This is a genomic window from Mesorhizobium sp. BR1-1-2, assembly GCF_020165435.1.
In the GTDB taxonomy this organism is placed as follows: domain Bacteria; phylum Pseudomonadota; class Alphaproteobacteria; order Rhizobiales; family Rhizobiaceae; genus Mesorhizobium.
In genome coordinates this window covers 154,651-179,137 of the sequence record NZ_JAIUID010000004.1, presented here as the reverse complement: position 1 = coordinate 179,137, position 24,487 = coordinate 154,651, and the positions used below count along the sequence as shown (strand labels likewise).

At 63.5% G+C, this 24,487-nt stretch carries 25 protein-coding genes; 14 read left to right on the top strand and 11 right to left on the bottom strand.

All coding sequences use genetic code 11. From position 1 onward, the window contains the following. Positions 1-78: 78 nt before the first annotated feature. Positions 79-747: a Fic family protein gene (locus LB551_RS10475; RefSeq protein WP_318012724.1), complete on the bottom strand. Its 669-nt coding sequence runs from the start codon at positions 745-747 to the stop codon at positions 79-81. 208 nt (positions 748-955) lie between these two features. Continuing rightward, positions 956-2,251 (bottom strand): amidase, encoded by a 1,296-nt coding sequence (locus LB551_RS10470; RefSeq protein WP_224659116.1) that lies wholly within the window; start codon positions 2,249-2,251, stop codon positions 956-958. Between the two features lie 120 nt (positions 2,252-2,371). Here LB551_RS10470 and LB551_RS10465 point away from each other — a divergent pair, with 120 nt between their 5' ends. Beyond that, complete coding sequence (locus LB551_RS10465; protein WP_224659115.1) at positions 2,372-2,719, top strand: GFA family protein; 348 nt, start codon at positions 2,372-2,374, stop codon at positions 2,717-2,719. Positions 2,720-2,839: 120 nt separating this feature from the next. On the opposite strand, the gene LB551_RS10460 is transcribed toward LB551_RS10465, so the two are convergent. Continuing rightward, positions 2,840-4,054, bottom strand: coding sequence for an MFS transporter (locus LB551_RS10460; protein ID WP_140549438.1), 1,215 nt, complete (start codon positions 4,052-4,054; stop codon positions 2,840-2,842). A 91-nt stretch (positions 4,055-4,145) separates the two neighbouring features. On the opposite strand from LB551_RS10460, the gene LB551_RS10455 reads away from it, so the two are divergent. The 3 genes from LB551_RS10455 (at position 4,146) to LB551_RS10445 (ending at position 6,788) form a co-directional block, all read left to right on the top strand. Then, positions 4,146-5,132 (top strand): AraC family transcriptional regulator, encoded by a 987-nt coding sequence (locus LB551_RS10455; protein ID WP_140549437.1) that lies wholly within the window; start codon positions 4,146-4,148, stop codon positions 5,130-5,132. A 106-nt stretch (positions 5,133-5,238) separates the two neighbouring features. After that, the gene (locus tag LB551_RS10450) at positions 5,239-6,210 is read left to right on the top strand and encodes an AraC family transcriptional regulator (RefSeq protein WP_224659114.1); all 972 of its coding nucleotides are present in this window, start codon (positions 5,239-5,241) and stop codon (positions 6,208-6,210) included. Positions 6,211-6,356: 146 nt separating this feature from the next. Then, positions 6,357-6,788 carry a DUF4437 domain-containing protein gene (locus LB551_RS10445; RefSeq protein WP_224659113.1) on the top strand — a complete coding sequence of 144 codons (432 nt, stop codon included), beginning with the start codon at positions 6,357-6,359 and terminating at the stop codon, positions 6,786-6,788. A 327-nt stretch (positions 6,789-7,115) separates the two neighbouring features. Here LB551_RS10445 and LB551_RS10440 read toward each other — a convergent pair whose 3' ends face one another. From LB551_RS10440 to LB551_RS10410, 7 genes are all read right to left on the bottom strand, one after another. Next, positions 7,116-8,201 (bottom strand): ABC transporter ATP-binding protein, encoded by a 1,086-nt coding sequence (locus tag LB551_RS10440; RefSeq protein WP_140549435.1) that lies wholly within the window; start codon positions 8,199-8,201, stop codon positions 7,116-7,118. Beyond that, positions 8,201-9,304: an ABC transporter ATP-binding protein gene (locus tag LB551_RS10435; RefSeq protein ID WP_224659112.1), complete on the bottom strand. Its 1,104-nt coding sequence runs from the start codon at positions 9,302-9,304 to the stop codon at positions 8,201-8,203. Before LB551_RS10435 ends, LB551_RS10440 begins: the two co-directional genes overlap by 1 nt. After that, complete coding sequence (locus LB551_RS10430; protein ID WP_140549433.1) at positions 9,301-9,534, bottom strand: hypothetical protein; 234 nt, start codon at positions 9,532-9,534, stop codon at positions 9,301-9,303. The genes LB551_RS10435 and LB551_RS10430 overlap by 4 nt, the downstream gene beginning before the upstream one ends. Further along, positions 9,531-10,490, bottom strand: a complete 960-nt coding sequence (locus LB551_RS10425) for a carbohydrate ABC transporter permease (protein WP_140500406.1) — start codon at positions 10,488-10,490, stop codon at positions 9,531-9,533. Before LB551_RS10425 ends, LB551_RS10430 begins: the two co-directional genes overlap by 4 nt. A 1-nt stretch (position 10,491) precedes the next feature. Beyond that, a complete protein-coding gene (locus LB551_RS10420) occupies positions 10,492-11,397 on the bottom strand; it encodes a carbohydrate ABC transporter permease (RefSeq protein WP_140549432.1) in 906 nt (301 codons plus the stop codon). Positions 11,398-11,466: 69 nt separating this feature from the next. Then, entirely contained in the window at positions 11,467-12,783 is a 1,317-nt protein-coding gene (locus LB551_RS10415) for an ABC transporter substrate-binding protein (protein WP_224659111.1), read from the bottom strand. Positions 12,784-13,140: 357 nt separating this feature from the next. Next, positions 13,141-13,824: a TetR/AcrR family transcriptional regulator gene (locus LB551_RS10410; protein ID WP_224659110.1), complete on the bottom strand. Its 684-nt coding sequence runs from the start codon at positions 13,822-13,824 to the stop codon at positions 13,141-13,143. 120 nt (positions 13,825-13,944) lie between these two features. Between LB551_RS10410 and LB551_RS10405 the strand changes: the two genes are divergently transcribed. Genes LB551_RS10405 through LB551_RS10390 form a run of 4 tightly spaced genes read left to right on the top strand, consistent with a single transcriptional unit; the run spans position 13,945 to position 16,987 of the window. Further along, a complete protein-coding gene (locus LB551_RS10405; protein WP_224659109.1) occupies positions 13,945-15,141 on the top strand; it encodes a Tm-1-like ATP-binding domain-containing protein in 1,197 nt (398 codons plus the stop codon). 10 nt (positions 15,142-15,151) lie between these two features. Continuing rightward, a complete protein-coding gene (locus LB551_RS10400) occupies positions 15,152-16,018 on the top strand; it encodes a phosphoenolpyruvate hydrolase family protein (protein WP_224659108.1) in 867 nt (288 codons plus the stop codon). 2 nt (positions 16,019-16,020) lie between these two features. After that, positions 16,021-16,455 (top strand): cupin domain-containing protein, encoded by a 435-nt coding sequence (locus tag LB551_RS10395; protein WP_224659107.1) that lies wholly within the window; start codon positions 16,021-16,023, stop codon positions 16,453-16,455. A 19-nt stretch (positions 16,456-16,474) separates the two neighbouring features. Next, positions 16,475-16,987 carry a hypothetical protein gene (locus LB551_RS10390; RefSeq protein WP_224659106.1) on the top strand — a complete coding sequence of 171 codons (513 nt, stop codon included), beginning with the start codon at positions 16,475-16,477 and terminating at the stop codon, positions 16,985-16,987. A 113-nt stretch (positions 16,988-17,100) separates the two neighbouring features. On the opposite strand, the gene LB551_RS10385 is transcribed toward LB551_RS10390, so the two are convergent. Beyond that, positions 17,101-18,288 carry a M24 family metallopeptidase gene (locus tag LB551_RS10385; RefSeq protein WP_224659105.1) on the bottom strand — a complete coding sequence of 396 codons (1,188 nt, stop codon included), beginning with the start codon at positions 18,286-18,288 and terminating at the stop codon, positions 17,101-17,103. 362 nt (positions 18,289-18,650) lie between these two features. On the opposite strand from LB551_RS10385, the gene LB551_RS10380 reads away from it, so the two are divergent. From LB551_RS10380 to LB551_RS10355, 6 genes are all read left to right on the top strand, one after another. After that, positions 18,651-20,264, top strand: a complete 1,614-nt coding sequence (locus LB551_RS10380) for an ABC transporter substrate-binding protein (protein ID WP_224659104.1) — start codon at positions 18,651-18,653, stop codon at positions 20,262-20,264. Between the two features lie 261 nt (positions 20,265-20,525). Further along, a complete protein-coding gene (locus LB551_RS10375) occupies positions 20,526-21,512 on the top strand; it encodes an ABC transporter permease (protein WP_224659103.1) in 987 nt (328 codons plus the stop codon). Further along, positions 21,509-22,339 carry an ABC transporter permease gene (locus LB551_RS10370; protein WP_224659102.1) on the top strand — a complete coding sequence of 277 codons (831 nt, stop codon included), beginning with the start codon at positions 21,509-21,511 and terminating at the stop codon, positions 22,337-22,339. Before LB551_RS10375 ends, LB551_RS10370 begins: the two co-directional genes overlap by 4 nt. Beyond that, positions 22,336-23,187, top strand: coding sequence for an ABC transporter ATP-binding protein (locus tag LB551_RS10365; protein WP_224659101.1), 852 nt, complete (start codon positions 22,336-22,338; stop codon positions 23,185-23,187). The genes LB551_RS10370 and LB551_RS10365 overlap by 4 nt, the downstream gene beginning before the upstream one ends. Further along, complete coding sequence (locus LB551_RS10360; RefSeq protein WP_224659100.1) at positions 23,184-23,975, top strand: ATP-binding cassette domain-containing protein; 792 nt, start codon at positions 23,184-23,186, stop codon at positions 23,973-23,975. Before LB551_RS10365 ends, LB551_RS10360 begins: the two co-directional genes overlap by 4 nt. Next, a complete protein-coding gene (locus LB551_RS10355; RefSeq protein ID WP_224659099.1) occupies positions 23,972-24,478 on the top strand; it encodes an L-2-amino-thiazoline-4-carboxylic acid hydrolase in 507 nt (168 codons plus the stop codon). Before LB551_RS10360 ends, LB551_RS10355 begins: the two co-directional genes overlap by 4 nt. The last annotated feature ends 9 nt before the right edge of the window (positions 24,479-24,487 follow it).

Sequence of the window (24,487 nt, the reverse complement as noted above, 5' to 3'; positions counted from 1 at the left end):
CGATCGAGATCAGGTGCCCAAGCGCGGAATTGATTGTCGGCTCTGACAGCGACAGTTCCTGGGCTGCCTTTTGGATAGTCACGATCGCGCGACGCTGGAGGAGTCCATGTACCATACCTGCCGAGGCAGCGGCCCGGCCTTGACGATGTTCGGCAGGCGGTTATCGGTGTGCAAGAACTTCTCAAAGGCGTCGAGACATTGCATTAGCTGGTCAGGAGGAGGAGGGACAAACATGGCATTGCCTGGTCGTGTTCCGCCGATCCAGTTCTGCGAATGCCTAAATTCACCAGGTTGGGAAGAGGCGCCACGTCCCGCGTTAAGGAGAACGCCATGGATTTCGCGGATCAATCGGAGAGAAAGCGGAAATCCTCCCCGCATGCGCTCGAGACCATGTTCAAGAGCGGCGATGTAGTTGGAGACCTCTTCGACATCATTCAGAGGGACCAGCGGTAGCTCATTCGCCTCAAATAGCAGCAAATCGGAGAGTGACGATTGGGTGCCTTCGATCTGGGACGACAGCAAGGCCTCTTTCCGTAGGTACATGAAGATAAACAAGGGCGGAGCGGGAAGAATGGACGTAACGCCGTCCAAACGCCCCAGGGCTAGGTTTGCGCGTTCTATAAGTTCTGAAAATGTGCCAAGATCGATTGGAGGTTTTGGCGGGAGTGGCGGTGGCATGAATGCACGCACTTTTTCGCCCGCGACCGATGTTTCGATCCAGAGGCCGAGACGATCCTGATCCGGCATAAGGCAAGGATCCTTTCGTTAGCTTTTATCTAACGAAAGGATAAGGCCCAATCCTTGTCTTAGGAAGGGTTTGTATATGTTTCGTTCCAGATCCCCGCGGGAAATGAGCGGTAACTTGAAAACCGTCCTTAGGATCGCACCTTGGCAGCAACCTTCACAGAGACATAGGGTAGCCGGCGTTCTGCGTCTTTAGCGTCACCCCCTACGATCAGCCGCCCAGCAGCCTCTCCACTTCAGCGGCGATGCTCAGCAGACGGCGGTCATGGCCGTGGCGCGCCACCAGCATCAAGCCGGCCGGCAGCGCCATGCCGGGCATCGGCAGGGAGATCGCGCAGAGGTCGAACTGGTTGGCAATCTGCGTGTTGCGCAGCAGCAGGCCCTCCGTGCGGTCGCGCAGCTCGGCATCTTGCGCCAGGGACACGACGGTAGGCGCCGTCACCGGCGTGGTTGGCAGAGCCAACACATCGACCGATGCCAGCCGCTCATCCATGGCGGCAACCAACGCGGAACGGCGACGCAGCGCCCTGATATAGACCGGCGTCGGCAGCATCGCCGCCCGTGACAAAGGTCCGCTCACATGCGGGTCGACCGGCACCGGAGCGCCTGCCGCCAGCCAGTCGGCATGCACTTCGGCCCCCTCCATCGCGGCGATCGAACCGCGTTTGGTGACCGCGCGAAGGTCCGCGATCATATCGTCGATCGAAAAGTCCGCGATCCGTACGCCGGCCTGCTCGATCTTGCCGAGGCAGCGCTCGAACGCTGCCGCCACCGCGTCTTCAGCCTCTCCGAAAAGCAGCCCGCGCGGGATACCGATGCGCAGCCCGGCAACAGCAAGCGGCGCCAGCACCGCCAGGTCTTCGCCCGCCATCACCGCATCGGCTGCGGCGCATTGCGCCACGGTGCGGGCGAGAGGGCCGACCGAGTCCAGCGTGGCCGACAGCGGAAAGGCGCCTGTGAGCGGCACCCGCCGCGCCGTCGGCTTGAAGCCGACGACGCCGTTGAGTGCCGCCGGAATACGGATCGATCCGCCTGTATCGGAACCGATGGAGATTTCGCTCGTCCCCTCGCCGACGGAAACGCCGGCGCCGGAGGAAGAGCCGCCGGGAATGCGGCCGGCATCGGTTGCGTTGCCGGGCGTGCCGTAGTGCTGGTTGTCGCCGATGGCGGTAAAGGCGAACTCGGTCATGTTGGTCTTGCCGATGATCACCGCGCCGGCTTGCCGCAGCCGGCGCACGACCATGGCGTCGCCAATTGCCGGCGCAGCATCCTTGAGCAGCAGTGATCCGGCCGTGGTCGCCTCGCCGCGGACATCGAACAGGTCCTTGATCGAAACGATCGTTCCGTCGAGCGGTCCGAGCCTCACGCCCGCCCTCCGCCGCGCGTCGGCGGCATCGGCTGCGGCTCGCGCGGCTTCGGTATAGAGTTTCGTGAACACACGTTCTTCGCCGGCACGGGCGGCGAGGCGCCTCAGGACGGTTTCCAGATGATCGCGGACGGATTGCATCTTCGGTGTCGGACTCCGGACCTCTGGGACGTCTTAAGCTTAGCAGCCGGCGCGTGGCGTGCTGAGACTTAACCCCATGCGGGCGGTTTTGCACCCCTGGCGGACGCAAGGAAGAGAACGATGCTCTACAAAGGCAGCTGTCATTGCGGCAAGGTCGCCTTCGAGTTCGAGGCGGAACTGACCGGAGCCGTGCGGTGCAATTGCTCGATCTGCTCGCGCAAGGGCGCCTTGCTGTGCGCCGTCCCGCATCGGGCGCTGCGGGTGCTGGCCTGGAGGGACGAGATCGGCACCTACACATTCGGCAACCATGCCATCGCGCACCGCTTCTGTCGCACCTGCGGCATCCACCCTTTCGCCGAGGATGTGCGCGAGGGGAGTGAACGCAGCGCCTATATCAACATCAACTGCGTCGCCGATGTCGATCCGTCCGCCTTGTCGATCTTCGACTTCGACGGGCGTTCAGCCTGAATTTCACCGGCGGCCTGCCCCGTCCGCCTGTCAGCGACGCCGCGACCGCAACGGCAATGGCCCGAGAACCTTGATGGATCTCGGGCCGTTGCCCAGGTCAGTAATGGTTGTCGGGCGAGCCTACCCGGCGCGCTTCGGGCCGAGCAGGAACACCACGACGGCGGCCAGCAAAGTCGCCGCGCCGCAATAGGCGAAGGCACTGGCGACGCCGGCATGATCGACCAGCAGGCCGCCGAAGACGGCGCCGAGCGCAATCGCCACCTGGAAGGTCGCGACCATCAGGCCGCCGGCGCTCTCGGCCTGATCGGGCGCGGCCCGCACCAGCCATGTCTGCAGCCCGACCGGCACCGCGCCGAAGGCAAAGCCCCAGGCCGCGACGGCGGCGGCGGCGATCGCCGGCGAGGCGCCGAAGACCAGCATCGAGGCGGCGGCCGCTGCGATCAGCAGGGGAGCCAGCGCGACGGCGGCCTTGAGATTGCGTTCGGCCAGAATGCCGCCGGCGATATTGCCGAAGAAGCCGCCTATGCCGTAGGCCAGGAGCACCAGCGAGATTGTCTCGATGCCGAGCATCGGGATCTTCTCGAGGAAGGGGCGCACATAGGTGAAGCCGGCAAAGTGCCCCGAAGCGACCAGCAGCACGACCAGCAGCGCCACCCTGATCGACGGGCGCTCGAGCACCTCGAGCAAAGTGCGGAAACTTGCCACGCCCATCGGCGGCAGCTTCGGAATGGTGGCCACCTGCACCAGCAACGCCAGCGCGGCGACGACCGTGGCGATCATGAAAGCCGTGCGCCAGCCCCAGATATCGCCGACATAGGCGCCGACAGGGGCGGCGGTGACGGTGGCCAACGAAACGCCGGTCAGGATGATCGACATGGCGCGTGGCATCAGCCGCATCGGCACCAGCCGCAAAGCCATGGCCGCCGACATCGCCCAGAAGCCGCCCAGCGCAACGCCGAGCACGACGCGGGCAAGCAGAAGCATCGACAGCGACGAGGCAAAGGCGGCCAAAAGGTTCGAGGCGATGAGGAATGCCGTCAGCATCCACATCACCAGCCTGCGGTCCATGCGCCGTGTTATGATCGCCATTGTCGGAGCGGCAATGGCGCCGACGATCGCGGTCGCGGTGACCGCCTGTCCCGCCACGCCTTCGCTGACGCCGAGATCGCTCGCCATCGGCGTCAACAGGCTGGCGGGCAGGAATTCCGCCGTGACGAGACCGAAAACACCAAGCGCTAGCGAGACGACGGCCCCCCAAGCCGGCTCGGTTCGTTCCTCCTGATCGACAGTGTTCAATAGGGCGGCGTCGACGACGCCTGTCGCGGGTTCGGCCATGGTCAGTCTCCGATGAAGTTGCAGCGCAACATTTGGCTGCACTGCAACATAGGGAGTGACGGCCTGGAGTTTCCATGCTAGAAACACCATTATGTTTGACCGTTCGTCCAAAATTCCGACCACTGGGGATCCGCTGACCGACATATTGCGTGGGCTGCGTCTCGACGGCGTCGACTACGCCCGTTGCGAAATGCGGGAGCCCTGGGGCATCCAGTTTCCGGCCCAGGCAGCGGCGCGATTCCACTTCATCGGCCGCAAGGGCTGCTGGTTGATGCAACCCTCGGGCGAGTGGGTCGAGCTCAAAGCGGGCGACGCGGCGCTGCTGCCGCGTGGCGCAGCGCATGTGCTGGCAAGCGAACCGGGGACCAAGGCTTGGCCGATCCAGGGCTACGCCGCCGAAGAAGTCTGCAAGGACGTCTATTGCATGTCCAGCGAAGCCATGTGCCCCGATGGTCGCTGTCCGGGCACGCTGCTGTTTTTCGGCAGCATGTACTTCAACATCGATGGCCTGCATCCCCTGCTCGGCATGATGCCTGACGTCATGCGCGCGCATGAACTCGAAGCTTATGAGCCGGGTATTCCGCATCTCCTGGACTCGATGGCGCGTGAAGTGACGATGGAGCGCGTCGGCTCCGGCGGCATTCTGGCGCGGCTCGCCGACGTCCTTGCCGCCACCGTGATCCGCTCATGGGTCGAGCGCGGCTGCGGCGATTCAAGCGGTTGGATCGCGGCGGTCAGGGACCCGGACATCGGGCGCGTTCTGGCCGCCATCCATCTCGAACCGGACCGCGACTGGACCGTCGAGGCGCTCGCCAGGATGATGGGCGCCTCGCGATCGGGCTTTGCCGAGCGTTTTGCCACCATTGTCGGCGAGACGCCGGCCAGATACGTCACCCAGGTGCGCATGCACCAGGCCCGACAATGGCTGGTGCGCGATCGCCAGAAGATTTCGGTCGTCGCCACACGCCTGGGCTATGAGTCGGACGCCGCCTTCAGCCGGGCCTTCAAGCGGGTCATCGGCTCGGCTCCCAGCCACCTGCGTGCCGAGGAACATGCAGAGATCCGCCAGGCCGGCTGAAGCGCAAGGCCGTGACTCCAGGCTGGCGCAATTCCGTCCGGAATTGCGCGAAGAGATACGGCAGTTCAGCGTTTCCGTGGGAGGCTGAACTGCTGTAGGAATCGGCATGGACTTGACCTCGCCCAACGACACTGCGCCGGCCCCGGGAGGTGCGCTGACCGAGATGTTGCGCGCGCTGCGGCTCGAGGGGGTCGACTATGGCCGCTGCGAACTGGGCGCGCCGTGGGCCGTGCTCTTTCCGGTGCAGAAGGCGACGCGGTTTCATTTCATCGGCCGTGCCGGATGCTGGCTGCTTTCGCCACTAGGCGAATGGATGGAACTGAAAGCCGGCGATGCATTGCTGTTGCCGCGCGGCGCCGAGCATATCCTCGCCAGCGCACCCGGCGTGCAAGCCGAACCGCTCGAAAGCTACAGCGTCGAGCCCCTGCAGGACAATCTCTATGCCGTCTCGAACGGCGGCCATGGTGCAAAAACCCTGCTGTTCTGCGGCAGCATGCACTTCAACCGCGATGGCTCGCATCCACTGCTGGCCATGATGCCGGATATGCTGCGCGCGAAGGATCTGATGGCCGGCGAGCCAGGCATCCCGCATTTGCTGGAAGCCATGGCCGACGAGGCGACGAGCAACCGGGCCGGCTCCGGCATCATGCTGGCGCGGCTGGCCGATTTATTGGCCGCGGCCATCATCCGCTCGTGGGTGGGGAACAGCGTCGGTGATATTACGGGTTGGATCGCGGCGATCAAGGATCGAGACATTGGCCGCGTGCTGGTCGCCATTCATCGGCAGCCTGACAGGAACTGGACCGTCGAAGCGCTGGCCCGCGAGATGGGCGCCTCACGGTCCGCCTTTGCCGAACGTTTCACGGCCGTCGTCGGAGAGACGCCGGCAAAATATGTCGCCGGGGTACGCATGCATCAGGCAAGGCGGTGGCTCCTGGAAGATGGGATGCGAGTGTCGGTGATCGCCGCCAGATTGGGCTATGATTCGGAAGCGTCGTTCAGCCGGGCCTTCAAGCGGATCGTCGGCAGCGCGCCCAGCCATTTGCGCGCCGCGGGCGGCGGCTCGGGAAAAGGCTAGATCAACGCTGTTTGGAGTGGCGATTTCCGGCCTGGATGAATTGCCAAATGTTCCGGACAGAATGCCATTCCCGGTTTGGCCATTTGCAATAGCTTGCCGTCCAACAGACGAGCGCCGGCGGCAACTCGGCCCGAAGAGGAGAAGCGATGCCAAATCATCTGAAAATCCTGACGCTGGCCGCAATGCTCGCTATCCCCGGCCATGCCTTTGCCCTTGAGGACAGCTATCTGCCGGCCAGCAAGATTCCCTATGTTTCTGAGGCGCCGGACCAGCCGCAACGCCTCGGACCGCTATGGGGAGAAAGGGCCAAGGGCCCTGCCGGAACGTTGCTGAAAGTCCCGGGCAAATGGCGCGCTCCTGTTCACGCGCACACCGCCGATTATCGCGCCGTGGTGATCCGGGGCCTATGGGCGCACTGGCAGATGGAAGGCGGCGAGGCGAGCAAGGTCGAGCTGCCTCCCGGATCTTACTGGACCCAGAAGGCCAATGAGATGCATGACGACGCCTGCCTCTCGGACACGGAATGCGTGATCCTGCTGATCAACACCGAGCCCTATGAAACCTACCTGCCGAAGTAGAGGTGCGGGACGGCTGTCCGACCGGCATTGCCGCGGGGCTCCGAACTCGGGTAACAAAGGCCTGACGACAGCCAGTCCCGCTGTGCCAGTTTCCCATGATAGGAATTTTTTCTTGACTGGGTGAAGGCAACTATGGTAGATATTTGGTTATGGTGCTGAGTTGCGCCAGGGACCCGCTGCACAGGCGGGTTTTTCCGTTCAATGCTTCATCAACAGCGCACCGACGAAGGCTCCGGAGGGACCCGTTAACCCGGATTTCTTGCCCTGCCGCAAGGCGGGTTTTTGTTTAGAGCGCTGTCCGGGACATCGCATTCGCGATAATTCGCCTCATCCGGCGTGCCGCAAACTCACGCCGCTGCCCTTGTCGAACAGCACCACCTTGTCCGGATTCCAGGCAAAGCGCACCGGCTGCTCGATCGCGACATCGGTCCGCGCCGGCACCGTGGCGCGCAGCGTGGTCTCACCCACGCGCAGCGTCAGGATCTTTTCCACGCCATGGTTTTCGACGTCGTGGACGCGCGCCTCGACCGGCGCGCCGCTCTCGAGATAGACGTCCTCGGGGCGGATGCCGAAGACGAGCGGGCGACCGTCGGTCGCCGCACTCGCCCTGGCTCCCCCCGAAAGCGGCAATTCGAAATTCAGCGGTGCCATGACCGCACGATCGTTGACCAGCCTGCCGTCGATGAGGTTCATCGGCGGCGAGCCCACGAAGCTCGCCACATAGGTGTCGCGCGGATTGTTGTAGATCTCATGCGGCGTGCCGGTCTGGACGATGCGGCCATGGTTGAGCACGCCCACCTTGTCGCCCATCGACATCGCCTCGATCTGGTCGTGGGTGACGAACAGGAAGGTGGCCCCGAGTTGCATCTGCAGGTTCTTCAGTTCCGTGCGCAGCGCCTCGCGCAGTTTGGCGTCGAGCGCCGACAGCGGCTCGTCCATCAGGAACACGCGCGGCTTGCGCACGATGGCCCGGCCGATCGATACGCGCTGCATCTCGCCGCCCGAAAGCCGGTCGGTCTTGCGGTCGAGCAGATGCTCGATCCTGAGCGTCCGTGCCGCGCGGTCGACGCGGTCCTTGATCTCGGCATCGGGCAGCCGCCGGATCTTCGGCTTCAGCGGGAATTCGAGGTTTTCGCGCACCGTATAGCGCGGGTAGAGTGAATATTGCTGTAGCACCAGCGCCACGTCGCGCTCGGCGGCGCCCCAGTCGGCAACGTCGATGCCGTCGATGAAGACCTGGCCCTCGCTCGGCTTTTCCAGTCCGGCGATCAGCCGCAGCGTCGTTGTCTTGCCCGCGCCCGTCTCGCCGAGCAGGACGAAGAACTCGCCATCGGCGATGTCGAGGTCGAGCCCGGTCAGGGCCGTGTGATTGCCGAACGTCTTGGAGATGTTCTTGAGCTGGATATGGGCCATCAGAGTCTCACTCCGAGCGACTTGCCGCTCGCCGCGTCGAAGAAATGCGCCTGCGTCGGATCGATCCTGGCGAACACCCTCTCGCCGGGACCTGAAATGAAGCCGCTCTTGGTGCGGGCGCGCAGCATCTTGGAGCCGACTTTCAGGTCGACGATGTCGAACGAGCCGAGCGGCTCGACGATCTGCGTCTCGACCGGCATGAAACCCTCCGCCGCCTCGCGGCGGATGAGGACGCCTTCCGGCCTGATGCCGAGTGCCAGCCGGCCGCCCGCATGGCCGTTGAGCTTCGACAGGAGCGCGCGCGGGAATTCGAAACCGGTTGGCGCATCGCCCAGCGTCACCGAGGCCGACGAGGCTTTTTCGGCAACCGCCGCGTCGGCCACGTTCATCACCGGACTGCCGACGAATTGTGCCACGAACAGGTTGGCCGGGTGCGAATAGACCTCGTCGGGCGAGCCGACCTGCTGGAGCACCCCCTCATGCATGATGACGATGCGGTCGGCGAGGCTCATCGCCTCGATCTGGTCATGGGTGACGTAGATGGTGGTCGAGCCCTGCTTGATGTGCAGCCGCTTGATCTCGGCCCGCATCTCCTCGCGCAGCTTGGCGTCGAGCGCGCCGATCGGCTCGTCCATCAGCATCGCCTTCGGCCGCCGCACCAGCGCCCGGCCGATCGCCACGCGCTGCATGTCGCCGCCCGACAGCGCCGACGGTTTCTTGCCGAGCAGGTCCGTGATTTGCAGCGTCTTGGCGACCGAGCGAACTTCCTGGTCGATTTCGCTCTTGCTCTTTCGCGTGGCGCGCAAGGGAAAGGCGATGTTCTCGTAGACGCTCATGTGCGGGTAAAGCGAGAACGACTGGAAGACCATGGCGATGTCGCGGTCGGCGGCCTTCAGATGCTGGATGGGCTTGCCGTCGATGAGGATGTCGCCCTCGTCGATCGTCTCCAGCCCGGCAATGGCGCGCAGCGTCGTCGTCTTGCCGCAGCCCGACTGGCCGAGCAGCACGATGAACTCGTTGTCCTCGATCCTGAGGTTGAGGTCCTTGATGACCTGGACGGCGCCGAAGAACTTCTGGACGCCGCGAAGCTCGATCTGGGTCAATGCTGCGCTCCCGGATTTCGCTGCGGATCGCCTGACTGGCCGGTTCCGGCTTCCTCTTGCGGTGCGATCTTGGAGGTGATGTTGAAGCCGATCAGGCCGATCAGGATGATGGTCAGCCCATAGCTGTGCAGCAGCAAGCTCCAGGGCTGGCATAGCGCGACGATGCCGAGCACCATGAGCACCTGGCTGCCCGGCTCCAGATATTTCTGGTTGATGGCGCGAAAGCTCATTTGCGGATCGCTCCGAAGGACATGCCGCGCAACAGGTGATTACGAAGCAGGAAGGTGAAGATGGCGACGGGAAGCAGGAACAGGAAGGTGCCGGCGGCGATCACCGTCCAGTCCGGCAGGCCGGAGCCGACCTGGCTCGGGATGAAGGGCGGTGCGGTCTGGGCGCGGCGATTGGTCATGATCAGCGCGAAGGCATATTCGTTCCATGCCGTGATGAAACAGAATACGGCCGTGGCGGCGATGCCGGTGGCGGCTTCGGGCAGCACGATCTTGAAGAAGGCTTCCATGCGCGTATAGCCGTCGACGAGTGCCGCTTCCTCGTACTCCTTCGGGATCTCGTCCATGAAACCCTTCATCAGCCAAACCGAGAAGGACAGGTTGAAGGCGGTGTACAGGATGATCAGCCCGATATGGGAATCGTTGAGGCCGACCGCCCGGTACATCAGGAACATTGGGATCGCCACCACCACGGGCGGCAGCATGCGGGTCGATAGGATGAAGAACAAAAGGTCCGCCTCGCCCTTGACCCTGAAGCGCGAGAAGCCATAGGCGGTGAACGTGCCCATGCCGACCGCCAGCACCGTCGAGGTGATCGCGACGATCAGCGAATTCATGAAACGGTTCGGATAGCCCGACCATTGCACCTGGCCCTTGCCGTCGCGCACGATCTTTTCGCCGCCGTCGAAGACGACGCGTTCCCACCAGGGCGCCGCCGCGTATTCTTCCGGCGAAGGCGGGCTGCGCAATTGCGAGCGCTTGGTGAACAGCTTCACGAAGGGCGATATCTCCGGCTGGAACACGACCGTCGGCGGGATGGTGGTGGCAAGGTTGCGCGGCTTGAACGCCGTCGAGGCGATCCAGTAGATCGGCGCCAGGAAGATCACCGTCGCCACCAGCACGGCGACGATTGCGACGCGGTTGAGGGCGATCTCGGAAGAAGTGCGGACGGCGGCCATCTCAGCGCTCCTTCACTTTGTTGAGATATTTGACGTAGATGTTGGTGATGGCCAGCACCATGATCAGCACGATGTAGGCGAGCGCGCAGGAGCGCCCGGTCTGCCATTCCTGGAACGCCATCTTGTAGAGCCGGATCGAGATCAGTTCAGCCGTCGGCTGGGTGGTCAGGATGTAGGCCAGATCGAAGGTCTTGAACGCTTCCATGGTGCGGAAGATGACGGCGATCATCAGGATCGGCGCGACCAGCGGCAAGGTGATACGGAAGAAGGTGTAGAACGGACCGGCGCGATCGATAGCGGCGGCTTCGTAAAGGTGCTTCGGCACCGCCGAGAGGCCGGCCAGCGACAGCAGCATGACGAAGGGCGACCACATCCAGATGTCGGTCAGCGCAACGGCGTAGAGCGCCATCTTGGGGTTGGCCAGCCACTCGAAATTGCCAAGCCCAAGCGCATAGTTGATGACGCCCCATGACGGATCGTAGAGCAGTTTCCAGAACAGGCCGACGACGGCCATCGACAGCATCATCGGCAGCAGCAGCAGGGTCGTCAGCAGGCCCTTCAGCGGGATGTCGCGGTTGAGCAGCATCGCCACGCCGAAGCCGACCAGCAACTGTCCGGCGACCGAGATGATCACGTATTTGGCGGTGATGGCGAAGTTGGACCAGACATACGGGTCGCTGAGCAGGTCGCGGTAGTTCTGCAACCCGACGAAATTCGCCGGCGCGTTGGTCGAGGCGCGGAAATCGGTGAAGGAATAGCCGAGCGAGTAGATCAGCGGAAAGATGTTGAAGACGATCAGGAACAGGATCGTCGGGATGATGAAAAGATTGCGGATCGAAATATCGCTAAGGCCACGCGCGGCCGCGCGTGAAGATCTGTCCAGCGTGGTGATCATCGTGGTCGCCAAGACCCTGCTCCCGCTTGAAGAAAAAGAAACGGAGGAGGCATGAGCGCCCCCTCCGTGGGACATGAACGATTATTGGCCGCGGCCGTATTTCTTGAAGGTCGCGTTCCAATCGGCGGCCAGTGCGTCGAGCGTTTCCTTGGCGGTGCCTTCGCCGCCGATCATGTAGGGATAGACGCGCTGGTTGAGCTGCTGGAGCAGTTCGGCATATTCCGGCACCGCCCAGAAATCCTTCACCTTGAACATGGTCTCGTAGAAGGCCTTGTTGTAGGGCGTCGCATTCTGGAACTCTTCCGACTTGAGCACCGCCGCGCTGCAGGTGTAGCCGCCCAGCGCGGCCCACTTCTTCTGGGTCTCGTCCTTGATGAACCATTCGAGGAACTTCATCGCCTCGTCCTGCTTCTGCGAGTAGGAGACGACGGAGATGCCCTGGCCACCGAGCGCGGCGAACTGGTCGCCGTTCGGCCCGGGAGGATTGGCGAAGAAGCCAGTGTTCTTGGCGTTCGGGTTCGACGCCTCGTTGATCAGCGAGGGGAAGAACGCGAAGTAGTTCATGCTCATCGCGGCCAGGTTTTCGGTGATTGCCTGGTTATCCTCGACGAAGAACGACTTGGCCCAGCCCGGAGGCGTGAACTTGTAGAGTTCCTTATAGGCGTCGAGCGCCGCGACGGCCTTGTCGGAGTTGATGAAACCATCGACCTTGTAGGTCGAATAATCACCCAGCTCGCCGCCATAGGAGAACAGCACGTTCTCGAAGCCCATCGCCATCGCGTCATAGGAATTGTCGGTGTAGATGGCGATGCCGTATCTCTTCTGGTCCGGCCGGTGGAAGAATTCGGCGATGTCGCGCAGCGCCTTGAAATCCTTCGGCACGTCGAGGTCGTAGCCGTATTTCGCCTTGAAGGCTTCCTTCTCCTTGGGATCCTCGAACCAGTCCTTGCGATAGGACCAGCCGACGGCGTCACCTTCGAGCGGGATGGCCCAGTACTTGCCGCTGTTGCCGGGATATTCGGCGTAGTACTTCACCGTCGCCGGCGCCATCACCTCGCCGAGCTTGTGCTTGTTGAAGAAGTCCGTGAGGTCGACATAGTGGCCACCGGTAGAGCCGGCGCCGAGCCACTGCGAGTCGCCGACGACCAGGTCGTAAGCGTCGCCATGGGCGTTGAACTCGGTGAAGGCCTTGGTCTGGAAGTCGGCCCAGGGCGTGGTTTCCACCGTGATCTTGACGCCGGTTTCCTTCTCGTACTCGTTGCCGAGTTCCTGGAGGTAGTTGGCCGGATCCCATTCCGCCCAGAAGATGGTGAGCGATTTGTCCTGGGCGTAGACGGATGTTCCGCAGGCAAGTGTCAAGCCGATACCAGCAAGCAAGCTGGTCACTATCTTGCGCATGATGTTTCCTCCCTTGTGCGCATTCTACCGTATCAAGCGAGCCGGCAAACGGGGCCGGCCCTGGTAGTTCCTCCCTTGGTCGCGCCTTCCGGTTTGGAGCCTCCTCGCCCGCCCGGAAATGGATCGCAGCCCTCACTTTCGATCCGCTTTTCTCCTTTGATCTGGTATTACCAATTTTGAAGCTCCGTCAAGCCCTTTCTTGAGCAATGGTGACAGCCTGAAGTCACGAATTCCAGCCTTATCTGCCTGTTTTTCCTAAATTTTCCTACTCATTGATAGACATCGGCCTTGTTCATGCTTCAGCGTTGCGGTTAATATCGGCAACCAGCATGCAAATCTGGTAGAACCAGATGCATGCTATTTCGTGACCCTTGTTGGTTCGATTGCTTTTGCTTCGGACATTGATTCCGCGATCGCCGCGCGCACCAGGGCGGCCGCCGCCCACTGGGCGACGGACATCGTCCGGCGACCGTCCAGTCCCCAGATGTCCTTCAGCACGATAAGCACCTCGACGCCGAAGATCAGCGACAGCGCCTGCGCCAGCCGCTTGAGGTCGCGCGGCGGCAGCCGCCCCTTGAGCGGCGCGAGCGCGTCCTGAAGCAATTCGACGCGGTGGCCGCGCTTGAAGGCCGGTTCGCTGCCCAAGGTACCGGCCTGGCGCCGCGCCCACTGATCGAGCGACAATTTCAATGCCGCCTTGAATGTCGCCTCGAAAGCCTCGATGCGCGGCATGGCCGTGTCGAAGAGCTCGGCAACGCGGCGCTCGGCATCGGCAGAGGTGGATTTCCAGGTGAGGATCGGCCCGAGCCCCTCGTCGACCACTGCCTGCACCAGTGCCGCCTGGCTCGGAAAATATCGATAGGCGGTGGCGCGGGACACCTGCGCCGCCTCGGCGACCTCGCTGACCGAAGGTGTTGCGCCTGCCTGCATCAGCCTCGTCGCCGTCTCCAGCATCAGCCGTTTCGTGCGCGCACGTGGTCCACGTTCGGGTCCCCCGGCGGTGTCGTCGCTTGTTGCGGCGTGTTGACGTGAGACATCCATATCAATATGATACGCGCGTCTCAAAAAATTGCAATGACCTCCTCGTTTTCGGAATGGCCAGGTTGACGCTCTGTAGAGCACTGAGCCTTGGGTGACTTGGACCGGCAGAGGGAGGCATCGATGAAGCGCATTTATGTGGTGGGCACCGCGGACACCAAGGGTGAGGAACTCGCCTTCCTGGCCGACGCGATCGCCGCCACGGGTGCCGCTGTCTGCCGGGTCGACGTCGGAACGCGCGGCGCGAGCGTTCCGGTCGACATTGCCGCTGAGGACGTGGCAGGCCACCATCCTGGCGGGCGAGACGCGGTGCTCGCCGGCAATGACCGCGGCGCGGCGGTCGCCGCCATGGGCATCGCCTTCGCTCGCTTTGCCCAATCGCGAAACGACATTGCCGCTATGATCGGCATCGGCGGCGGCGGCGGCACGTCGATCATCAGCGCAGGAATGCGCACGCTGCCGCTCGGCCTGCCCAAGATCATGGTTTCGACGCTCGCTTCCGGCGACACCGCGCCCTATGTCGACATTTCGGACATCATCATGATGCCATCGGTGACCGACATGGCCGGGCTAAACCAGCTCTCGCGTGTCGTTCTGCACAATGCGGCCCAGGCGATTTCGGGCATGGCCGCCGGACCGCCACCGCCGCCCGAGGGCAAGCCGTCGATCGGCCTCACCATGTTCGGCGTCACCACGCCGTGCGTGACGGCAATCGCAGATCAGCTACGTTCGACCTATGACTGCATGGTGTTTCACGCCACCGGTACCGGCGGCCGCAGCATGGAAAAACTGGCCGACAGCGGCTTGCTGTCCGGCCTCATCGACATCACCACCACGGAGGTCTGCGATCTCCTGTTCGGCGGCGTGCTGCCGGCGACGGAGGATCGCTTCGGTGCCGTTGCCCGCACCCGCCTGCCTTATGTCGGCTCGGTCGGCGCGCTCGACATGGTCAACTTCTGGGCGCCTTCGACCATTCCGGACCATTATCGCGGGCGGCTGTTCTACGAGCACAACCCGAACGTCACGCTGATGCGCACGACGGCGCAGGAATGCCGCAAGATCGGCGAGTGGATCGGCACAAGGCTCGCCCGCTGCGAGGGGCCCGTGCATTTCCTTATCCCGGAGAAAGGCGTCTCCGCGCTCGACATCGAAGGCGGCGCCTTCTTCGACCCGCAAGCCGATGCCGCCCTGTTCGAAGCCATCGAGCGCACGATCAAGCCGAACGCGACGCGCCGGCTGACGCGCCTGCCGCTGCACATCAATGATCCCCGATTCGCCAAGGCCGCGGTCGCGGCTTTCCTCGAAATCGCCAGACAGTGAGATCCAAGACATGCCGGCAATACCGCGCAAGGACATACTGAAGAAATTCAGGGGAATGATCGACAAGGGCGTGCCGATCGTCGGCGGCGGCGCCGGCACGGGCCTGTCGGCTAAGGCCGAGGAGGCCGGCGGCATCGACCTCATCATCATCTACAATTCCGGCCGCTACCGCATGGCCGGTCGCGGTTCGGCCGCGGGCCTGCTCGCCTATGGCAATGCCAATGAGATCGTCAAGGAGATGGCCTACGAGGTCCTGCCGGTGGTCAGGAAGACGCCAGTGCTGGCTGGTGTCAACGGCACCGATCCCTTCGTCATCATGCCGCTGCTGCTCTCCGAACTGAAGACGATGGGTTTTTCCGGGGTGCAGAATTTCCCCACCATCGGCCTGTTCGACGGCAGCATGCGACAGAGCTTCGAGGAGACCGGCATGGGTTTTGGGCTCGAGGTCGACATGATCGCCGAGGCCCGCAAGCTCGATCTTCTGACCACGCCCTATGTCTTCAACCCGGACGAGGCGCGCGCCATGACCAGGGCCGGCGCCGATATCGTCGTGGCCCATATGGGGGTAACGACAGGGGGCTCGATCGGCGCCACCTCTGCCAAGTCGCTCGACGATTGCGTGGTCGCCATCGACGCCATTGCCGAAGCGGCCCGTTCGGTGCGCAAGGATGTCATCCTGCTTTGCCATGGCGGGCCGATCTCGATGCCGGACGACGCCCGCTACATCCTCGAACGCTGCAAGGGGCTGCACGGCTTCTATGGCGCGAGCTCGATGGAGCGATTGCCGGCGGAAGCGGCGATCGCCCGGCAGACCGCCGATTTCAAGGCCGTCGCGCTTGGCGGCCTGACGACCACGAAGAAAAAGAAGGGACCATGAGAATGACCGACAAGAGCAAGATATTCGTGTACCCGAAGGATGTCAGCGCCTTCGGGTTCGACTGGGGAAAATTGTCGCTGACGGTCGCTCCGGAGGTGAACGGCGCGACCCGCTTTTCCGGAGGCGTCGTCGACCTGCCCTCGGGCAAGGGCCATACCCGTCATAACCATCCGGGCGCGGAAGAAATCATCTTCGTCATCTCCGGTCATGGCGAGCAGATGGTCGAGGACGAGCAAGGCAATCCGGTTGTCGAGAAGGTCGGCCCCGGCTGCACCGTCTACGTGCCCGAGAGCCGCTTCCACTCGACGCTCAACACCGGCGACGGGCCGATGCAGCTGTTCGTCGTCTATTCACCGGCAGGGCCGGAACTGGGTTTGCGCGAACTGCCGGATTTCAGGTTGCTGCCGGCCGGGAATTCCCCTGGCTCGCGACTTTGAGGCGCCCTTCCGATATGCTATGTTCCAGCATGCCTCCTTGAGAGAGAATGATGGTGCGATGACGCGGTTCAGTCCCCAGGAATTCGTGGAAAAGCTCGCAACGGGCAGCCTGCCGGACGGCAACCCGGCCATGACGGTCGGCGGTATTGTCAAGGCCAACGACGCCGATCCGTCAACGCTTCTCTTTTCGACCGATCTGTCCTGTGAATCCTGGATACCCGTGCCGCTGAGCTTGATCCAGACGGTCGAGCAGATACGGACGGTCAACTGCAAAGACCACAAGCATCCGCTGGTCAAGATCGCTTTTACACCGCCCTCGCCGGATCAACGTGACATCAATGCCCTGCTTATGATCATGGCCGGGCTTCAGAGCCAACTTTCCTGGTTCCATCGCAACGCCAAGTCCGGCAGTCCGTGGGCGTCAACGTTTGCATCCGATTGCGCTGTGGTCTCCGCATCCGAGGGGCTTACCAAATGCTGCACCCAGACGATCGACGGAAGATTGGAAGTCGTCTGCACAGGAATGGTTTAATGCATGTCGCGCAAAAGTGAGCGGCAACGACAAAGCACCGCGCATGAATTCGTCTCGACGCGACGCGCTTTAGAGACAATCGAGACCGGCACGCTCATTTGTAATGTGGCAGGTTACATGCCACCCCGGTTCCATCCCCGACCCCGATCCCCGAACATCACATAGCCGGTATCGGTAACCGCCACCGTATCCTCCAGCTTGATGAAGCCGCGCGTCGGGTGAAGCATGGTCGTCTCTACCGACAGTACCATGTTCCGCTCCAGCGGCTTGGCCGCATAGGTGCCTTCATAGGTCACCGGATGGTTGGTCATCAGGAACGGCGCCTCATGCGTGATCAGGCCCATGCCGTGAGCGAAGAAATCCGTGTAGGGCGCGACCTTGGATTTTTTCAGCGCGCCTTCGGCATGGGAAATCATGTCGCCGCCCAGCGTACCCGCCTTCACCTTCGAGAACGCCGCCTGCTGCACCGCCTCGACCTCGGCCAGGAGATCTTCCAGCTCGGCATCCGGTTCGCCCAGAATGCCCATCCGACAGAGGTCGCCGATATAGCCATGATAATTGCCGCCGGAATCGATCGACAGCACTTCACCCTTTTTCCATGCCTGCGGCGAGGTGGCGCGGTTGTGGCTGGAGCCCAGCGTCAGCAGGCAATATTCGAAATGCGCGCCGCGATTGGTCTCCTCGCGCCGAAGCTGTTCGATCATCTCGCTCTTGGTCGTGCCTTCGCGTGCCCATTGGATGGTGGCCAGCATGGAATCGGTGATCAGCTCGGAGGCGATGCGCAGTTTCTCCAGTTCGGCCTCGGTCTTGATGGCGCGCATGCGCTCCAGCATGCCGGTGGCATCGACCAGCTTGGCGTCGGGGAGCGCTTTGCGGATCAGGGCATAGGCATCCGACGGCAGGAAACCCGGCTCGATGCCGATGCGAGCGTCGCCCTTGCCGATCTTGCGCACATGCTCGATGCCGAGATTGGCGGCATCGAGCGTGCCCCAGCAGGCGGCGTGCAGCGTCGGCGTCCAGAACGGGTGGTTCTGGTGTTCGCCACCCTCCATGCGGTTGCCGATATAGGCGGCGTGGTCCGGGCCGCCTTTTTCGTAGATCACGATTGGCAGGTACCGGCTGTGGCCGATCGCATCCATGGCGGCGAAGAAGATGAACTTGTAGCCGCCGAGCAGATATTGGGTGTTGTGCTTGGATGTCGCGAGCAGGACGTCGATGTCAGCCTCTTCCATCAGCCTATCGACCCTGGCGTGGTCGAATGGGATGTCGCCGACGGCACTCTTGCCCGGAGCTATGTTCATGTCTCTCTCCCTGAATGTCCGCGCGGATCGGCTGGACTGCCGTCTGCCTGATCCCGATCTCCCGACTTCAGGTCAAATCTGCACCATTTTGGTGTATCTGGTCCAGCCAGAAACAGGGTCGCCCGACTGGGCGCGCGTCACCGATCCCAGTCATTTGAGGCGTACCACCTGATCTGGTCTTACCAGGCCAGGTCTATCGACCACTCTCCCGTAACTGGTCCAGCGAATAAAAATTTCAAAGCCACGCCACGATGCGCCAATTCCGTCTCTGGCGAAAGCCTCGGCAAGGTCCATAATCAAACCTGCATGGAAACGCCCGAAAGGCCTCCGTGGAAGACATGAGATAGAGGGGGAATACGATGATGCCGGAGTTCAGGATTTCACGCCGCACGGTGCTTGCCGGCTCTGCCATGCTTCTGGCCTCTACGGCGATGCCGACCTCGAGCTGGGCGCAGACGCCGAAGAAGGGCGGCCGCCTGGTGCTCGCCGCCGATTCCGAGCCGCGCAACCTCAATCCGGCCATCGTCGCCTCCAACGGCGTCTTCTTCATCTCCAGCAAGATTGTCGAAACGCTGGCCGAAGCCTCTTTCGACGGCAAGGACGGGCTTGCGCCGCGGCTGGCGGTCAGTTGGGAAGGTGCCGCCGACGGGCTGTCGGCGACCTTCAAACTGCGTGAGGGGGTCGAATGGCATGATGGCAAGCCGTTCACCTCGGCCGACGTCGCCTTCTCGGCGCTGCAGATCTGGAAGCCGCTGCAGAATCTCGGCCGCACCGTGTTCAAGGATCTTGCCGCGGTCGATACCCCTGACGAATTGACCGCCGTGTTCAAATTCGCCAAGCCGACGCCCTTCCAGCTGATCCGCAACGCCCTGCCGGCGCTGAGCAGCGTGGTGCCGAAGCACATTTACGAAGTCGGCAAGATCGAGGACAACCCGGCCAACAACGCGCCCATCGGCACCGGGCCGTTCAAGTTCGCCGAATACAAGGCCGGCCAATACTACCGGCTGACGAAGAACACGGACTATTGGGACAAGGACGAGCCCTATCTCGATGAGATCATCTACCAGGTGCTGCCCGACCGCACTTCGGCGGCGAGCGCGCTGGAGGCCGGAGAGATCCAGCTCGCCGCCTTCTCCGCCGTGCCGCTGGCCGATCTTGACCGCATCTCGAAAGTGCCGGGCCTGAAGGTCATCACCAAGGGCTATGAGGGATTGACCTACCAGCTCGTCGTCGAGATCAACCATCGCCGCAAGGAGCTCGCTGACCTCAAGGTGCGCCAGGCCATCGCGCATGCCATCGACAAGGATTTCGTCGTCAAGACGGTGTTCCTCGGCTATGCCGCCACCGCCACCGGCCCGGTGCCGAAGAACGATCCGCAGTTCTATACCGCCGCCGATGTGCCGACCTATGCTTTCGACGTGGCCAAGGCCAATGCGCTGCTCGACGAGGCCGGCTACAAGAAAGGTCCGGACGGCAAGCGGTTCTCGCTGAAGCTGCTGCCGGCGCCTTATTTCAATGAAACAAAACAGTTCGGCGACTATCTGCGCCAGGCGCTCGCCGCCATCGGCATCGACGCGGAGCTCGTCAACAACGATTCCGCCGCGCATATCAAGGCGGTCTACACCGACCACGCCTTCGACCTCGCCGTCGGCCCGCCGGTGTTCCGCGGCGACCCGGCGATCTCCACCACCATCCTGGTGCAGAGCGGCATTCCGGACGGCGTGCCGTTCTCCAACCAGGGCGGCTACAAGAACGATGCACTGGACGCGCTCATCGCCAAGGCATCCGAGACGCTGGACACATCCGCCCGCACCGACCTCTACAAGGAGTTCCAGAAAGAGGTGGCAGCCGACCTGCCGCTGATCAACGTCGCCGAATGGAGCTTCATCAGCGTCGCCCGCGACACGGTCGGCAACATCGCCAATAACCCGCGCTGGGCGGTGTCGAACTGGGCGGACACGTATCTGGAATCGTGACAGTATTTCGCGGATGAAAGTTCGCGAGGAAATGATCGTAGACGTCGAGCTCTACGAGGCCCCCCTCTGTCCTGCCGGACATCTCCCCCTCAAGGGGGGAGATCAGCAGCTTGTCCAGCTCGCCAATTCTGCAAAGTTGGGGATTGGCGAAGACGTTGATGACAGCCAATCTCCCCCCTTGAGGGGGAGATGTCCGGCAGGACAGAGAGGGGTGCCTCGCCGTGACATTTCCTTCTGTCCCCTCACGCGTTCGAGGCCCGCATGAACCGCGCCCTCACCTTGCTCCGCCGGCGCCTCGTCGGCAGCGTCTTCGTGCTTTTGATCGTCGTCATCGGCACCTTCCTGTTGCTCGAAGCGGCCCCCGGCGACGCGGTCGATGCCTATATCGTCTCGACCGGCGGCGATGCCGGCATGATCGAGCTTCTGCGCCATCGCTGGGGCCTCGACCAGTCGGAGTTGACGCGGCTCGCCAACTATCTCTGGACGCTGCTGCATCTGGATCTCGGCCAGTCCGTCACCTTTTCGCGGCCGATCCGCGACGTGATCCTCGAGCGCCTGCCGACCACGCTGTGGTTGATGGGCAGCGCCACCGCGCTTTCCTTCGGCCTCGGCTCGGCGCTGGGCATCTATGCGGGCGCCAGGCCGGGCAGTTTTCGCGACCGTTTTCTCTCCATCGGTTCGCTGGCGCTCTATGCCGTGCCGGGTTTCTGGCTCGGCCTAGTGCTGATCGTCGTCTTCGCTGTCGACCTGCGCTGGCTGCCAATCGGCGGCATCGAGACCATCGCCTCCGGCAAGGCCGGCCTCGACCGCGCGGCCGACATCGCCATCCATCTCGTCCTGCCGGTCTGCGCCCTCGGCTTCATCTACCTGGCGCTTTATTTGCGGATGATGCGCGCCGGCATGGCCGAGGTCTGGCGGCAGGACTTCGTGCTGGCCGCCCGCGCCAGGGGCTTGTCGCGCCGCCGCATCGTGCTTGCCCATGTCGCCCGCAATGCGCTGCTGCCATTGGTCACGATGCTCGGCCTGCAGTCGGCGCAGATGCTGGGCGGCAGCGTCGTCATCGAGAGTGTCTTTGCCGTGCCCGGTCTCGGCCGGCTGGCGCAGGAAGCGGTGGCCGCGCGCGACACGCCCTTGCTGCTCGGCATCATCCTCGTCAGCGCCGTGCTGGTCATCGTCATCAATCTTCTCGTCGATATCGCCTATGCCTTTCTCGACCCGCGCGTCGATGCCAGCGAGGCCGGCACATGAGCACGCTTCGTCGCTTTCTGCGCGCGCCGGAGGCGGTCGCCGGCGCCATCCTCCTGGCGGCATTGTGCGCCATGGCCCTGTCGGCGCCGCTGCTGTTTCCCGGCGACCCGCAAGCCATCGCCGGCCCGGCGCTGCTGCCGCCCTTCCAGGACTGGTCGCTGCCGCTCGGCACGGACCGCCTCGGCCGTGACGTGCTGGCCGAGCTTTTCCATGGTGCTCGCACGTCGCTGGCCGTCGGCGTGGCGGCCGCCGCTGCCGCTCTTGCGGTTGGCGCGGTGGTTGGCACGCTGGCCGGCTTTGCCGGCGGCCTGACCGACGAGGCGCTGATGCGCGTCACCGATGCCTTCCAGACCGTGCCGGGCTTTCTGCTGGCGCTGGCCTTCGTCAGCATAGTCGGCCCTTCGCTCGGCGTCGTCGTGGCGGCAATAGCGCTCGGCACCTGGACCGGGCCCGCGCGCGTGGCCCGCGCGGAAGTGCTGTCGATCCGTGAGCGCGACTACGTCGCCGGCGCGCGCGTCATCGGCATGCATCCGCTGGAAATCGCCTTTCGCGAGGTACTGCCCAATGCCTTGCCGCCGGTGCTGGCGCTGTCCTCGGTGATCGTGGCGGCGGCGATCCTCACCGAGGCGGCTTTGTCCTTCCTCGGCCTTGGCGATCCCAACCGGGTCACCTGGGGCGGCATGATAGCAGAGGGCCGCGCGGTGCTGCGCACCGCGCCCTTCCTGTCGATCGTACCCGGCATAGCACTGGTTCTGACGGTGCTCGGTGTTTACCTCGCCGGAGAAGGCATCGTCGAGACGACGGCTGTCAGAAGAGGCCTGTCGTGACCGCGCTGGCTTCGATCCGCGACTTGACGGTAAGCTACCGCCGCGATGGCAGCGAGGTCGCCGCGCTAAAGACCATCAGCCTCGACATTGCGGCTGGCGAGCGGCTCGCCATCATCGGGGAAAGTGGCTCCGGCAAGAGCACGCTGGCGCTGGCGATTGCGGGACTCCTGCCGCAATCTGCCAAGGTTGGAGGCCAGACTGATTGGTTTTCGTCGACGTTGGGTGCCAAGGCTCCCCTCGTAGAGCATCACCCGCAAAAATCTGCCTCCAACCCGAGCCGTACCCCCCTCCTGGGGAAGGACATCGGCTTCGTCTTCCAGGATCCCTCCGCCAGCCTTGATCCGGTCATGCCAATCGGTAAACAAATCGCGGAAGTCGTGCATACGCATCTCGGCCTCGACTGGCGGCAGTCCTTCGCCAAAGCCAGAACCCTGCTCGAACGCGTCCGCCTGCCCGATCCGGACTCCGCCCTGCGCGCCTATCCGCATCAGCTGTCCGGCGGCCAGAAGCAGCGTGTGGCTATTGCAGCCGCGATCGCAGCCGGTCCGAGACTTTTGATCGCCGACGAGGCGACCAGCGCGCTCGACACCATCGTGCAGGCCGAGATCGTCTCGCTGATCCGGCGGCTGGCGACAGAAGACGGCATGACGCTGCTTTTCATCAGTCATGACATTGCGCTGGCCGCCGAGCTTGCGGACCGCATTGCCGTGTTCCGGCATGGCGAATTGATCGAACTTGGCGCCACGCAACAGATCGTCGGTGCGCCAACTGAAGCCTACACGCGCGCGCTGCTCGACGCCCATATCGGCCTCGACGCCGAACCGCTGCACCACGGTATGATCGCATGAGCGCCCCTGTGCTGGCGGTTTCCAACCTGACCAGGCACTACCGCCGTGGCGGCAAGACGGTTACCGCGGTCGACGATGTTTCCTTCGAAATCAGGCCCGGCGAGACGCTGGCGCTGGCCGGCCCCTCCGGCAGCGGCAAGTCGACGATCGCGCGGCTGGTGTTGCGGCTGATCGAGCCGGATGCCGGCCGCATCGAGTTCGAAGGCCATGATTTCCTGGCTCTGGGCGGCGCCGGCTTGCGTGCGCGTCGCGCTCGCTTGCAGATGGTGTTCCAGGATCCGCTTGCCGCGTTCAACCCGCGCGCCACGGTGGCGCGCGTGCTTGACGATCCCTTGCGCATCCACGGCGTCGCCTCCCGTTCCGAGCGCCCGCGCCGCATCGCCGCCCTGCTGGAGCGCGTCGGGCTTGCGGCGGAGCTTGCCTCGCGCTCCATCCACGAAATCTCGGGCGGCCAGCGGCAGCGGGTGGCGATTGCCCGCGCCATAGCCCCGAAACCCTCGCTGATCGTGCTCGATGAAGCGGTGTCGGCGCTCGATGTTTCGGTGCGCGGACAGATCCTCGATCTTCTGCTCGACCTGCAACGCCAGGAACGGATCGCCTATCTCTTTATTTCGCATGATCTCGGCGTCGTCAGGGCCGTAGCCCACCGCGTCATCCTTCTCGACGGCGGGCGGATTGCCGAGAGCGGCGATGCCCGCGCCGTCATCGATGGGCCGCGATCGGCTATCGGCAAGGCGCTCGTGGCGGCCACACCAAAGCTCAGAAGAACCACGCAGGAAGCATCATGACCGACCCCGAAGCCAGAGCCGAGAAACTGTCGCGCGAACTCGATTCCGCCTTCCGCAACCGGGCCGACCTCTATCGCCTGTTCCTGGATGAGTTGACCGGAGAGCTGGGCGCCGAAAGAGCCGAGGCGATCATGACCCGGACCATCGAGCAGCGCGGCAAGGAAGTGGCCGCCGCGGCCTTCGCCGCATTCGGTCCCAACGACGCGCGCTCAATCGGCGAGGCCTTCTTGTCTGTCAGCCCGGACAGCGGCTTGATGTATCCCACCGATGTCGAGCGCGGCGAAGACCGCATCGCCTTCAAGGTGAAGCGCTGCCCGCTCAAGGATGCCTGGGTCGAGGCCGGCGTCGGCGAGGAAAAACTCGCCACGCTCTGCCGCATCGCCGGCGCCTTCGACCGCGGCCTGTTCGAGGCGACCGGCGTGCGTTTCGACAATGTCACCTGGACGCCCGGCCACGGCAGCGGCTGCTGCCATATCGCGCTGACCAACCGCGATGCCGGCTAGCAATTGGTG